Origin of the sequence: Candidatus Methanoperedens sp. (genome assembly GCA_012026795.1) — an archaeon.
Taxonomy (GTDB): Archaea; Halobacteriota; Methanosarcinia; order Methanosarcinales; family Methanoperedenaceae; genus Methanoperedens.
Map to the genome: position 1 here is coordinate 150,571 of VEPM01000008.1, position 13,528 is coordinate 164,098.

Sequence of the window (13,528 nt, forward strand, 5' to 3'; positions counted from 1 at the left end):
TGGTTCTTATGGATATTCTTGATACTTCTGCACATTCCAGGGAAGAATCAGTGAGGATTCTCTCCAGAGAACTTGAAAAAAATCCTATTTTAATGTTAACGGGTCCCCAGGGAGGAGGAAAGACCACTCTTGCTATAAAATTACTTTCGGAGAATGTCGGGGCTTATCTTGAAGGGAGAGGCCGGGCGGCCCAGCCTGTTGTTCTTATAAGGAAAGACCTTGTTGAAAAAATGAAGGGTGAGCTTTATGAAAAAAGAAAGCTTCCCATATTTGAAGGGGATGAGCCTGTTTACGTTGATGTTTCTGTTTATGACCAGATAAAATTATTAGTTGAAAATATTTTTGATGTAATGGAACTTGGGGAGCCAGAACTTATCAGGGAGATTACCCTGCTAACTAAAAAAATGGGTATTGTTCCAAAGGCGATCGAGCTTGTGGCAAGTGATGATGAGCTTGTTAAAAGAAGACTTGCAAGGCATCTTGATGCAAAGGAACGTCTTTCTACCCTGATCGAAAAAGAGAAAAAGTATGGTATCGAATCAAATCTCTGGGGAATCCAGGGAGCAAAAATCACAGACGTCATTAATCGTGAAGGTGTGGCAGATTATGATGAAGACCAGATATCAAGGACTGTCAGGGATTTTGACAGGATAATCCCTACAAAAGATCTGACTCTGGAAGATTGTCTCCGGAAGATGATCGAAATATCAAATAATGAAAATAAAGAGAGTGGTTTTCTTGTCGAACACTCGGATAAAGAGGATAAAATAATAAGCGACCTTATAGTGGGAAAAGGTGCTAATTCCATAATTGGGGTAACGCTTCTTGAAATATATGTGGGTTTTCGCCAGAACAGGTCTCTTTATCGTGCTTATAAACATGCAAAAGAAGGAAAACTTGAAGTCATTCATTCATACACACCAGCGCTTCAGGAATTAGAGTACAATGCAAATCCCTGGAATCCTCCTTTAAGTATTGAAATCCCGGTATTATCCACGGCTGATCTTGCGGCTTCGGAAAGGTTTGACATAATGGTTTCTGTGATCAGGCCAGATGGGGTCGTGGAATCCTCAAGCAAGAAAAGGAAAAAAGAGCTGGAAGAGATCATTGAAGGGATTTTTGGGGAAGAGGATTCCTCTACGGAATAACACTTTTCCCACCATCGTAATGAATAATGTAGCAAAATTTATTAACTATAATAAGGTGTTTAAAAAAAAGGTGTATCAAGAAATGCCATCTTATTTATTATGTATTATGCCTGCCGGAAGGCGGGTATGATCGCCATTATCCTGGGGACGCGGCCTGAGATCATCAAGATGAGCCCTGTGATAAGGGAATTACAGAAACAGGATACTGATCATTTCATTCTGCATACCGGCCAGCATTATTCTTATAATATGGACAGGGTATTTTTTGAGCAGCTAAATCTCCCCGAAGCGAAATATAATCTTGACGCAGGATCAGGGATGCATGGTGAACAGACAGGGAAGATGCTTGCAGGGATAGAAAAAGTGCTTATAAAGGAAGAGCCCGAAGCAGTACTTGTGCAGGGTGATACTAATACAGTCCTGGCAGGCGCTCTTGCTGCCTCGAAACTTCACATAAATGTAGGGCATGTGGAAGCAGGACTGAGAAGCTACGACAGTCGAATGCCAGAAGAGATAAACAGGGTACTGGCCGACCATTGTTCTGATTATCTGTTTGCGCCTACCGAGAAGTCAAGAAAGATACTTTTGAATGAGGGTATAAGAGAAGAGAAGATCTTTGTGACCGGAAATACAGTCGTTGATGCTATTAACCAAAACCTTGCGCTTTCAAAAAGTAATTTGATGAGGGATATTGGATTGAAGACAAAAAAGTACATTCTTGTAACTGCCCACCGCGAGGAAAATGTTGATGATCCCAGAAGATTCAAGGGAATCATGGAAGGCGTAAAAATTGTTTCAGAGGAGCTTGATATGCCTGTTGTTTATCCCATCCATCCGAGATCCAGGAAGATGATGGGAAAATTCGGTTTGAATCTGAATGGTGATAGCAAGATCATCGAACCGCAGGACTATCTTAATTTTCTCCAGCTTGAGGCGAATGCGAGACTGGTATTGACGGACTCAGGTGGATTGCAGGAGGAAACATGTATCCTTGGTGTGCCCTGCGTGACATTAAGGGACAACACTGAGAGACCTGAGACTGTTGAGGTTGGGGCTAATTTGCTGGCTGGCACTGAACCTGAGATGATCGCAAAATGTGCACGGAGCATGCTTGAAAGGGGCAATGGATGGATGAATCCTTTTGGGGATGGGAGGGCAGCAGAGAGGATCATACAAAAAATGATAACTTAAGTTGAAGCCCTCATGCTGACAACAGAAAGATAATAATGGTTTAAAGCCCTACTAAGGGACATGACAAGATTCAGTGATCTTAAGGTAGTTGTATTTTTACAAATCATGATGGTTTTGTTCGTGCTGCTTCCTCCTCTGGATATGACCCCCATCAGAACAATACTTGGAGTTCCGGTAATCCTGTTTCTTCCAGGCTATGCCCTGATCGCTGCTCTTTTTCCAGGAAAGAAGGATCTTGATGGCATAGAAAGGATCGCTTTAAGTTTTGGCCTGAGTATTGCCGTAGTCCCGCTAATAGGTCTGATATTGAATTTTACCCCTTTCGGAATACGACTATTTCCTGTTCTTATCAGTATCTCTTTTTTTACCCTGATAATGTGCGTGATTACTTATTACAGGCGGTCGAAATTACCTGAGGACGAAGTTTACGGATTTAACTTCAAGAGTATTTACCCCATGGCTAAAGAGATGTTAAATGGAGATACAAAGCTGGATAAAATCCTCTCGGTAATACTTGTTCTTTCAATTGTTGTTTCGGTAATCATATTGGTCTATGTGATCATTTCCCCGATACAGGGAGAGAAATTTACTGAATTTTATATTCTTGGAAATGAAGGAAAAGCTGACAATTATCCAACTATCATTACATCAGGAAATAACAGTAGTCTGATAGTTGGCATAGTAAATCATGAGTATAGTCCTGAGAATTATACTCTTTTAATCACACTTGAAAATAATACTTTAAGCAGAAAAGATATACGACTTGTACATAATTCTACATGGGAGGAAAGAACATATTTTACACCGGAAATAAAAGGCAATAACCTGAAACTTGATTTTTTGCTTTATAAAGGGGATAATTTAACAGCACCATATCGGGATTTGCATCTATGGGTGAATGTGACCTGAAATATTTGAGTCCAAATTATACTTATATCCTCAGGTATTCGCCTTCCACACACTCTGCAATCTTATCCCACGAATGATTTTCGATAATATATTTTCGTGCATTTATCCCGATCTCATTTAACTTCTTTTTATCCAGGAGAAGTTCCACGATCCCTTCTCCAAGGCGATCAACGTTTGCTATTAAGCCATTTTTTCCATTAAGTATCTCTGAAAGTCCCCAGGCGCCTGTTGCAACGACAGGTTTACACATTGCCATCGCTTCAAGCATAAATATGCTCGAAGCTTCTACTATACTGGGCAATACCGCGAGATCTGTAATTGCAATGTATCCTGCAATATCTTTATGAGGTATGGAGCCCAGAAATTCAACATTGTTTTCTATCCCAAGTTTTTTAGCCATATCCATTAAATTACTGCGTTCCGGACCATCGCCTATGATAAGAAGCCTGCATTCAACATTCCTGAGTATATATGGCATAACACTTAGAAGCCTGTCCAATCCATTTTTCTTAACAAGCCTTCTTGCCGATAGTATTACTGGAAATGGGTAACCTGGAACAGTCTTTTTTATCGCGGGATTAAACTCCTGGCAATCCACACCATTATATATTACGCGGATCTTCTTTTTATCAGCCCCCCAGCTGATGACCTGTCTTGCGAAATATTCTCCCGTGTGGATCTGCAAACCGGATAAATGAGCAAGTGCAGGGGCTAATATGCGTTCTGCGCTCTTATATAATAAAGCAGACAGAGGATTTACCAGTGAATCCCATTCAGGGTAGTAAGACCCATGGATAGTATTGACAGCAGCCCCGTTATATTTTCGTGCAAGGATATTCGCTGCTATCCCTGATGTATAAATATGTCCGTGATATATGTCATAGCCTTTTAGATCTTTTGAAAGCACAACAGGAAGAAACATGGCCTGCCGTGTTAATGACAGGCCGTCACGAGAGTGTATTTTTTTAATAACATTTCCGATATCCAGATAGATGAACTTCACACCATCTTTTTTGATTTCTTTGCAGGGGGAATCTGCGCCCGAGATGACTGTTACCTCATGTCCTCTTTTTACAAGGTGGCGTGATAGTTCAAAGATGGCAGTTTCAACCCCTCCAATACGGTTTAATGGGTCAAGTTCATATATCTGAAGAATTTTCATATATCTCCGAGAGAGTTTTTGTGCCTCCGACAAACTTCAGGATTATTTCAAAAAGGTTCTTTCTGAATATGGGATCACATGACGGATGAATGTAAAAAACAGAATATTTCCCGCCGCAAATTTCTTTTATCCTGCCAAGTATTTCATTCCCGTCACCTGGCAATTCGCATAGTGAGGGCAAACTAACAGGTACCTGGGGAGTCTTTTGTTTATGATTCTTTACTTCCGGATAAAATATCCTGTTACCATAAAAGTCACTTGAATAATCAAACCCGAACTCATCAAGCGCGATAAGAAACAGGTCGCTGGTTTTAAAACCGGGGGATGCAAAACATCCTGGTTTGTATCCAAATTCATGCTCAAAAAGATCACTACCTTTTGAGATCATACCTGAAATATCCTCTTTGCTTTTCCGGTCAAGGAAATTCATCCATTCGTAATGCATGTATCCATGAAGCCCTATTTCGTGGCTGCTATCAAGCAGTAGCTTCAAATTGCGGTGTGCTTCCACATGTTTTTTTAATATGGATTGGCAAAGACCCGGAATGTATCTTTTTAAGGGTATCTTGTAAATATTTTTGCCTGAGTAATGAAAAGCATTCCGAAGTGTTTCGTCAGGACCTGTGGTAATAAAAAATGTAGCCTTTGAATCGTATTTCTCAAGAGTATCGAGAAGGTCGGGGATAGCAACCGCATCAGCAATACTATCAATATCGATTCTGAGCCCTACATTCATGCCAACCACTTAATAATATACGGATATAAATATGGCATTATTGATACAAGTATCACGTTATTTATAGCATGCATAGATATGGGACCTACGATGCTCTTTGTTTTATAATAAAAAAACCCAAGAATAATACCTGCACCAGTTGTGAATAATATTTCAGGGGAGGAACGCCATGTCATATGCATAATACCAAATATAAGGCCCTGTGCAATTAGCGCTTTTTTCCAGTTGAATAATCTTTTCAGGTCATTGAAAATAATACCCCTGAATAGTATTTCTTCAGCGAGTCCCACAAAAACCAGCATGTATAAACTATCGCGGAGCAAATATCCTGTATCGAAAAAGGGGACTGCGGGCAATGGCTTCAATATTAAATATTCAATAATCCCGGTGGGAATTGCGAATATTACACCCATCAGGGCATATTTGAGAGCATTTTTTTTTATAAATCCCAGTTCTTGAAAATCAATATCATGTTCATAGATATGCCAGAAGCAAAGAGCAAGGACCAGAGAGTAGACCGCTGGTAAAAGGTACTGTTGATCAAGAAAGAACCATGGCAGGGACGATGTGAAGAGAACATAAAGAGGGATGAGGGCAAGAGATTCTGCCGACCTTACAAAATCAGCTTTCATTCCGACCAATGAAACTGTAATATAAATGAGCATTGTTAAAAAAAGGGAAATGACTATACCATAACTTATATTCTTAAATGTAAATATATATTGTGAGATTGCGATAGTAAGGAAAATGAGGAGAATGAAAACAACTGACATATTATGATTGAATTCAATTCTCTTATTAGTCAAATGTAACATATCGCGTAAATATTGCGCTTAATATAATAAATGATCTGTCATATGTCGGATTTTAAGGGCAATCATAATAATAAGCATTATTATTCTACTAACAATTATATTTACTTTACAATAGATTTAAATACATTGACATCTTCCAGATGAATTAAATAATTCTTCCCTTAAAAAGGATGATTTCAAATACTATATAGGTGGTAAGCAAATTTATGGTGGTTCAAAAAAGGATAATATTTAAAATAATTATTTTGTGGCTGGTGATTATTTTCCTTGCAAGTTTTTCTACGAGTTTACGAGCGAATTCAGATCCGATCTCAATACAGGTAATTCCACAGGTTCCGAGAGAGAATGAATCAATTATTGCGACATTCTCAATAAACAATCCGTCGGATGAAAAAAATAGGATAGATTATTCCTTTTATGCTAATGGAAAGGATATCATGAGCGGGAATGTTGTGCTTGACCCCGGTACTGGCAGGCAGTTCCAGTATATATATAACAATCCATTTAAAATTGGCGACCAGGTAACATTCCATGCAACAACAAGATCAAATAACCTGGTTTCAGAAAAATCCCTGCAATTTCCGAGCTACGCCCCCCAGATATGGAGCAGCTTCGTTTCATTCGCATCTTTTTCGTCAACAATGATGAGTTCAATGTCTATGAGCTCGATGACATATTATGATGACTCTTTCGGTACAAACAGAGCGCTTAATTCAGGCCTGATCTTTAGCATCGTCCTTATCCTTCTTCTGATATTCCTTGAACTTTCAGAACCCCTTCTCGCTGAGAAAAGCATACCTGTAATAGGCAGATTGCGCATCAGGTTCACAAGGCTTACGGCCGTTCTCTTCATAATTTTCGTTGGTATGGTGTTCACTCAGGTAGCATTGATCATCGGAGGGGTATGATGAAATCCAGATTGAACCTGATAATTGCAGTGCTCGCACTTATCCTGACGGCCGATGGGGCTCTGGCAAATAAGTTTGTTTTCACGGAAGGTGAATCCCAAACATTGAACGTAGGGGTAGTTTCGACTAAAATAACAATAGAGAGACAGACAGATAGCGGCGTTCCCCTTACTTCCCCGGCCCTGTATAATATCGTATTATCATCCACATCAACTGGCGGAAAGTTTTATTCAAATGCCGCTGGCACAACCCAGATATATCGTATCAATATAGCAAATGGCGCAAGCAATGCCAGCTTTTACTACAGGGACACAAAAGGCGGGGTCCCGGCGTTGAGTGTATCATTAACAGGCTGGACCCCGGCTGCAACAACGTTTACTATCAATCCTAATAAATTAGTTTTCACGGCAGGAGAAAACCAGATTCTTGACGGTGGTGAAGTGTCTTCATTAATTACTGTCCAAAGGCAAACAAGCGATGGTGCGCCAATTACCTCTCCTGCTCTTTATAATGTCATATTATCATCAACGTCAACAGGCGGAAGATTCTATTCAAATGCTGCAGGCACAATCCAGATATACAGTATCAATATAGCGAATGGCGCAAGCAATGCCAGCTTTTATTACAGGGACACAAGGAGTGGAAACCCAACGTTGAGGGCATCAATAACAGGCTGGACTTCAGCTGCAACAACGTTTACTATCAACCAGAACAAATTAGTTTTCACAGAAGGGACGAGCCAAACGCTTGATGGGGGTGAAGTGTCCTCATTAATTACTGTTCAAAGGCAAACAATCGACGGAACACCAATTACCTCTCCTGCTCTGTATAATATCGTATTATCATCCACATCAACAAGCGGAAAGTTCTATTCAAATGCCGCAGGTACAATCCAGATATATCGCATCAACATCGCAAATGGCGCAAGCAATGCCAGCTTTTATTATAAGGATACGGCTGCCGGTACCCCGACCTTAAAAGCCTCCCTGGCAGGCTGGACTCCTGCCAGTACACAGTTTACTATTAATCAAAACAAGTTAGTTTTCACAGGAGGGACGAACCAAACGTTGAATTCAGGGGAAGTGTCCTCATTAATTACTGTTCAAAGGCAAACACTCGACGGAACACCAATTACCTCTCCCGCTCTGTATAATATCGTATTATCATCCACATCAGCAGGCGGAAAGTTCTATTCAAATGCCGCAGGTACAATCCAGATATATCGCATCAATATTGCAAATGGCGCAAGCAATGCCAGCTTCTATTATAAGGATACGGCTGCCGGTACCCCGACCTTAAGAGCCTCCCTGGCAGGCTGGACTCCTGACAATACAGTATTTACCATAGGACGGGATAAATTGGTCTTCATGGCAGGGGTACCTCAAACTCTGGATACGGGGGAACTCTCATTTCCAATAACAGTCCAGAGGCAGAAATCCGACGGCACACCAATCATCTATCCAACCCTGTATAATATCCAATTATCAACCTCATCAGCAGGCGGAAAATTCTATTCAAATGCTGCAGGCACGACATTGATCAACCATATTGATATTTTATATGGCGCCAGTACTGCCAGCTTTTATTACAGGGATACAGTTGCTGGAAATCCGGTATTGACGATATCCAGAACAGGCTGGACATCTGATACCACACCCGCATTTACCATCAATCCCGCTGCCGCAAAGAAGCTGGCATTTTTAACACAACCTGTTACAACAACCGCAGGGCTCTCTATCACTCCGGCAGTGGAAGTTGAAGTGCAGGATGCCTATGGGAACCGCGTCACAAGCAGCACGGCTTCGATATCAATTGTAATGGGCTTAAATCCCGGAGGCGGAGTATTGACGGGCGGAGAATCTGTAAATGCTGTTGATGGTATAGCTACATTCGATTCATTATCCATTAATAAAGATGGCCTGGGATATACACTGAAAACTTCGAGCCCCGGTTTAACAGGCGCAACCAGCAGCTTGTTCAATATAATTCCCGTTTATACGCACAGCATTACAAATGCAACCGGAGGAATTGTAAATAGTGTGGGCGGGATAGCAAGAGATACCGTTTCGTCGTCTTCAATCTCAGGAACCACTATGAATTTTACCTGGATAAGGCCAAATAGTTCTATTGCAAAAAAAGCGATAAGCCCAAGATATATGAATAATTATACTGATACCTCTCTTGTAGATCTTGACGGCACCTGGACTATCAACACGATAGAAAAGAAATGGGGAAATATACCTATAGGGAATAGTTCAACAACTTTTTCTGTGATTGCAGCTCCTGAATTCGGCAAATTCGGAGCACTGCTTCCTCTTATTGCAGCAGGTCTGATATTTATGAATTTCCGAAAAAAAATACTCAGGAAATGACCGAAAAATTAAAACATGTTTATGTTTTGTTCCTTCTAATAGTCGTCATCCTGCTAGTTTATCTTGTCCAGGGTATTTCATATAAGGGAACTGTGATAACTAAAGAAATTGAATTCAATCGCGTGGATGGCTACAATGATATGCTGGGAAATATAACCCAGATATCGATTTTAGTAAATAATAAAGATATGATTAATCATAATTATACAATTTCTGTTTTCACAGATTCTGATTTTTTTTCAAATGAGACCGTGGAAGTCTTCCCGAATATGCCATTTACCTACTCAGCAACGATCCCTCTGGCAAAAAAATTTAATGCAGATAACGAACTGGTTAATGATCCGACTCACAGCGTCAATTTCACGATATATCGTGATTATTCTGAAAAACCTATTGACTCAATAGAATTCAAATTTGAATGAAAAACCTCTTTTCCGGAACTTTAATGAAGAATGTCAATTCTAATTTAAACAGGCGGATTCTTCTGTTTCTTATATTAGCTATTATTTTAGCTATCAAACTTACACCGCTGGAATCATTATCAAATCTTTCACTGGAATATCTTACCTTTAACGGCGCTTACCCCTGGGCCGTACTCTTCCTCTGTATTGTTTTCCTGATCGCAAAAAGACATGAGAATCCAATAAGTGAGACATCAGTCATATTTATCACATATGGGATAGTGATTGTTATACTCGCTTTCTTCTTACCTGCTGTTGATCCGGAGTTCATTGTATTCAGGTTGTTACTTGCAGGGGTAGGACTGGCTTTTATTTTTTTCGGAAAAGCTGCCATAATTCCCACCATCCTCCTCTGTATTTATGGTTTCGGGATTTCATTTCCAAAACTTATGGATATTTATGCAGGGGTCATAGCAGCCAGGTATACTGCATGGGTGGCATACCAGATCGGTCATATTTTTCTTCCAATCTCTTCTGGTGATTCATCTATCTTTATTCTGGCACCAACAGGTGAAAATGTCGTCCTGCTTATCAATGCAGCGTGTTCAGGCGCTGCTTCAATGTCCGTTTTCCTTGTCATCTTCATGCTGATGTCACTTGATATGCCATTGCCGCGCAGAGAATGGGTATATATGCTAATTTTTGGAATAATGGGTACTGTAGCCCAGAATATAGTGCGTATTGTGGTGTTATTGTTCGCAGGTTATTATTTCGGGCCATCTGCCCTGAAGGATGGTGAAAGTATTGCAGGATATATAATATTTCCTTTGTGGTATATCATGTTCGCTTTTGTGTATATGAAATACGTAAGCATCGGATTATCTCATAAAAAATGAACATAATCATTATGCTTACAATTAAATCTGTGAATTTGAATAATTCGAAACATATATATACGTCTATTTCATCTTAGATGCTCAGGCAGTTAATCCATTAAACGGGTGGATTTTCAGAGAATATAGATTATAAGGTGGTATAAAAATGAGTTTGTGTATTTCTAATAAAATAGATTCCTTTGAACCTGATGACTGCAATTATAATGAAGCTGACAGAATAACGGATAATATTGATTATATTGTTCACAAGAAAAGATCAGCAGTCAGTCGCAAAGGAGTAATTGCGATACTTCCTGCCTTTAATGAGGAGATATCTATCGGCAGCATGGTACTTCATGCAAGAGAACATGCTGAAAGGGTGATCGTTGTCGATGACGGAAGCTTGGACAGGACCGCTGAGATCGCCAGGTTCGCCGGTGCGGAAGTGATCAGTCATACGAAGAACATGGGGAAGGGGGCAGCTCTTAAGACTGGCTTTGATCTTGCGGGACAGAACGGATCAAAGGTCATTGTGACAATGGATACAGACGGCCAGCACAACCCTGCGGAAATACCAAAACTTGTGTCTCCAATACTTCAAGGTGAGGCTGATATGGTGAATGGCAGCAGGTATATGAACGGAAAGGATAAGAATACGCCATTTTACCGGCGCATAGGCCAGAATGTACTGGATAAAGCCACTAACTTAAATAGCGGACTTCACATTACGGATACACAAAGCGGTTTTCGGGCTTTTGCCAGACATACACTGCCTGTTTTCAGATTTAAATCAAATGGTCTTGCAATAGAAAGCGAGATGTTGAAGGATGCATCAAATGCAGGATTGAATATAAAAGAAGTGGAAATTGGTGTAAGATATGATGTTGACTGTTCAAGTGAGAATCCTTTGAGCCACGGGATAAAAGTCCTGATAAAAGTGCTTGAGGATATCGAATTAAACCGCCCTCTTTATTATTTCACTGCGCCGGGAATGGTACTATCAGCAGTTGGACTGGCAATGGGAATGAAATTTCTCCAGGATTTCTATTACGGAAGAGGATTGATGTTCGGACCCACTCTTTTAATGATCATTTTAACGCTTCTGGGAACGTTCCTGGCTTTTACAGGGATAATTCTACACTCAATGGCAAGGTTGTTCAATGAACATAAAAAAGGGATATCCAGAAATAACGAACCTCCCCAAAGCAGAGTTGTTTTGCATAAGCCTGATAAGGCAAATGAGTTTGCTCTTCCAACACCACAGATACCTAATCGAAACATATCTGCAGAGCCTTCTTCAAATAAAAATGTTTCATAACTCAGACGCCAATAATGATGGACTTTATTCATTCATTTTTTTAGATATATGTCAACGGCGACGGGGTTGCGACCCCAGACCCCGCATATGCGCCGCCTCTGGCGGAGTTTAACATAGATACCTGTTTCTATCCTGGGAAACCTGTACCTTTGCAAAATAATGATAATGCTGACAAATGCTCATTAACATGTTAGAAAAAATTTACGTATCAGGGAATGTTTACCTGAATAAATTAATAAAAGATATGAAAAAGATAACAATTGAATTTGAAAAATCCTTGAAGGTGATCTGAGATTATGAACAAAAAGAATATGTCTATAGTTAAATCTCAAGTTTTTACTAAAGGGAAATATATAGAAGTTCTTCTTTTTGCGGATGAGATCATCAAAGGACATGGGGGACGTTTTATAGCTCATCGGAAATTGGATCGTTACCTTGCTAGGGTTGTTTATGAACATGATATGGATAATATTACGGTGGTAACTTTTTATATTTCTTATGCTGATAGATACTTTAAAGGAGGAATTTATGAAGATAAAATACTACGCTGATGCAGATGCACTTGTGATGAAGGTAAGTGATGAAAAACCCGATCATGGAGAACAAGTAAGTGAAGAAATTATAATTCACTTTACAAAGGACAATAAGCTCGTTAAAATAGAAATACTCGACGCTTCAAAGACCGTCTTGGATATGTTGAAGCCCATACTCAGCCATAAATCAATCGTACAAGCATCTGCAGTTGCATGAATAGCAATAGAAATAATGGAATCTCAGGTCTTAAATAACCAGGAAGCAAAAATATATATTAACAGTCTAAAAGAAATGATCTCCGAAGAAGAGTATTATTTAGCATTGAGAGAGGTTGATTAAATGGAAACAAGGAAAATACTCCTTACTGATGATCTAATAAAGGGTGTGTCATATACGGCGAAGATGGAAGGTGTGGATGAATCCAGCGCTCTAAGCCAGTTATTGAAGCTCGGTGTTTTGTGGTACGCTACCAATCTTTATAAGCTTGGAAAAATAACTCTTGCTGAAGCAGCAGATAAAAGCTATAGATTATGCAAAAAAATTCAAATAAAACATGCAAAATATCAAAAAACCGATTTTTGACGCCGAATAAGAAAGAGCGATTACTCGCTCTCCCTCTTCTAAGAACCGTACGTGCGACTTTCACCGCATACGGCTCAAGCCTTTCATAACCCTTTCTGTATCGGGCAGCAGTTATAAGTTTGGTGCATTCAGTTTTTTTTTTTTTACAATATTCATGCTATAATCATTTTACTTGAAGATTTGTTAACCTTTTTGCGAGTAGCTATTTTATATCTTCTTAAATCGAAGTATTCCTTATCAAGATAGGGGTTCATACCCATTTTTAAATTGGGATGCCTAACAATCTTTGTATCTGAAAAGGATTTAAGTATATTCCCTTCTTTTGAAAACATCCATTCTCTCAATCCTGTTTTATGCCAATATTTATCGGCAATCCACGATTTGGATTTGTCGGGGTGTCTTCTTTTAGCCCATCTCCAAAGCATACCCCACAATCTATTATCCAGATTGCTGAATATATCTTTAGATACCACTGATTGATGATAGTTCGACCAGCCAGTGATGATAGGATTAAGTATGGAAATTAGTTCTTCCTGTTTCCATGCTTTTCCACGTTTGATAATATCACTTATCTTCC

At 39.7% G+C, this 13,528-nt stretch carries 15 protein-coding genes; 11 read left to right on the forward strand and 4 right to left on the reverse strand.

Annotated features, from left to right (window positions below; translation table 11 throughout):
- The first annotated feature begins 8 nt into the window (after window positions 1-8).
- The 3 genes from FIB07_04305 to FIB07_04315 all read left to right on the forward strand — a co-directional run bounded on the left by FIB07_04305 (window position 9) and on the right by FIB07_04315 (window position 3,248).
- The gene (locus FIB07_04305; protein ID NJD52070.1) at window positions 9-1,148 is read left to right on the forward strand and encodes a hypothetical protein; all 1,140 of its coding nucleotides are present in this window, start codon (window positions 9-11) and stop codon (window positions 1,146-1,148) included.
- A 126-nt stretch (window positions 1,149-1,274) separates the two neighbouring features.
- Window positions 1,275-2,339: a UDP-N-acetylglucosamine 2-epimerase (non-hydrolyzing) gene (locus tag FIB07_04310; GenBank protein ID NJD52071.1), complete on the forward strand. Its 1,065-nt coding sequence runs from the start codon at window positions 1,275-1,277 to the stop codon at window positions 2,337-2,339.
- A 60-nt stretch (window positions 2,340-2,399) separates the two neighbouring features.
- Complete coding sequence (locus tag FIB07_04315) at window positions 2,400-3,248, forward strand: DUF1616 domain-containing protein (GenBank protein NJD52072.1); 849 nt, start codon at window positions 2,400-2,402, stop codon at window positions 3,246-3,248.
- A 22-nt stretch (window positions 3,249-3,270) separates the two neighbouring features.
- Here FIB07_04315 and FIB07_04320 read toward each other — a convergent pair whose 3' ends face one another.
- Genes FIB07_04320 through FIB07_04330 form a run of 3 tightly spaced genes read right to left on the reverse strand, consistent with a single transcriptional unit; the run spans window position 3,271 to window position 5,961 of the window.
- The gene (locus FIB07_04320; GenBank protein ID NJD52073.1) at window positions 3,271-4,410 is read right to left on the reverse strand and encodes a glycosyltransferase family 4 protein; all 1,140 of its coding nucleotides are present in this window, start codon (window positions 4,408-4,410) and stop codon (window positions 3,271-3,273) included.
- Window positions 4,388-5,146 (reverse strand): DUF2334 domain-containing protein, encoded by a 759-nt coding sequence (locus FIB07_04325; protein NJD52074.1) that lies wholly within the window; start codon window positions 5,144-5,146, stop codon window positions 4,388-4,390. The genes FIB07_04320 and FIB07_04325 overlap by 23 nt, the downstream gene beginning before the upstream one ends.
- The gene (locus tag FIB07_04330; protein ID NJD52075.1) at window positions 5,143-5,961 is read right to left on the reverse strand and encodes a CPBP family intramembrane metalloprotease; all 819 of its coding nucleotides are present in this window, start codon (window positions 5,959-5,961) and stop codon (window positions 5,143-5,145) included. Before FIB07_04330 ends, FIB07_04325 begins: the two co-directional genes overlap by 4 nt.
- Before the next feature lie 206 nt (window positions 5,962-6,167).
- Here FIB07_04330 and FIB07_04335 point away from each other — a divergent pair, with 206 nt between their 5' ends.
- The 8 genes from FIB07_04335 to FIB07_04370 all read left to right on the forward strand — a co-directional run bounded on the left by FIB07_04335 (window position 6,168) and on the right by FIB07_04370 (window position 12,951).
- On the forward strand, window positions 6,168-6,869 hold the full coding sequence (locus FIB07_04335; GenBank protein ID NJD52076.1) for a hypothetical protein: 702 nt from the start codon (window positions 6,168-6,170) through the stop codon (window positions 6,867-6,869).
- Complete coding sequence (locus tag FIB07_04340) at window positions 6,866-9,241, forward strand: hypothetical protein (GenBank protein NJD52077.1); 2,376 nt, start codon at window positions 6,866-6,868, stop codon at window positions 9,239-9,241. The genes FIB07_04335 and FIB07_04340 overlap by 4 nt, the downstream gene beginning before the upstream one ends.
- Window positions 9,238-9,663, forward strand: a complete 426-nt coding sequence (locus FIB07_04345) for a hypothetical protein (GenBank protein NJD52078.1) — start codon at window positions 9,238-9,240, stop codon at window positions 9,661-9,663. The genes FIB07_04340 and FIB07_04345 overlap by 4 nt, the downstream gene beginning before the upstream one ends.
- Window positions 9,660-10,538, forward strand: a complete 879-nt coding sequence (locus tag FIB07_04350) for an exosortase/archaeosortase family protein (protein ID NJD52079.1) — start codon at window positions 9,660-9,662, stop codon at window positions 10,536-10,538. Before FIB07_04345 ends, FIB07_04350 begins: the two co-directional genes overlap by 4 nt.
- A gap of 145 nt (window positions 10,539-10,683) precedes the next feature.
- Window positions 10,684-11,835 (forward strand): glycosyltransferase family 2 protein, encoded by a 1,152-nt coding sequence (locus FIB07_04355; protein NJD52080.1) that lies wholly within the window; start codon window positions 10,684-10,686, stop codon window positions 11,833-11,835.
- Between the two features lie 311 nt (window positions 11,836-12,146).
- On the forward strand, window positions 12,147-12,386 hold the full coding sequence (locus FIB07_04360; GenBank protein ID NJD52081.1) for a hypothetical protein: 240 nt from the start codon (window positions 12,147-12,149) through the stop codon (window positions 12,384-12,386).
- Window positions 12,334-12,585 (forward strand): DUF2283 domain-containing protein, encoded by a 252-nt coding sequence (locus tag FIB07_04365; GenBank protein ID NJD52082.1) that lies wholly within the window; start codon window positions 12,334-12,336, stop codon window positions 12,583-12,585. Before FIB07_04360 ends, FIB07_04365 begins: the two co-directional genes overlap by 53 nt.
- 123 nt (window positions 12,586-12,708) lie before the next feature.
- A complete protein-coding gene (locus FIB07_04370) occupies window positions 12,709-12,951 on the forward strand; it encodes a hypothetical protein (protein ID NJD52083.1) in 243 nt (80 codons plus the stop codon).
- Window positions 12,952-13,103: 152 nt separating this feature from the next.
- Here FIB07_04370 and FIB07_04375 read toward each other — a convergent pair.
- Window positions 13,104-13,528 (reverse strand): group II intron reverse transcriptase/maturase (locus tag FIB07_04375; protein NJD52084.1); only part of this gene is annotated, 425 nt, incomplete at its 5' end.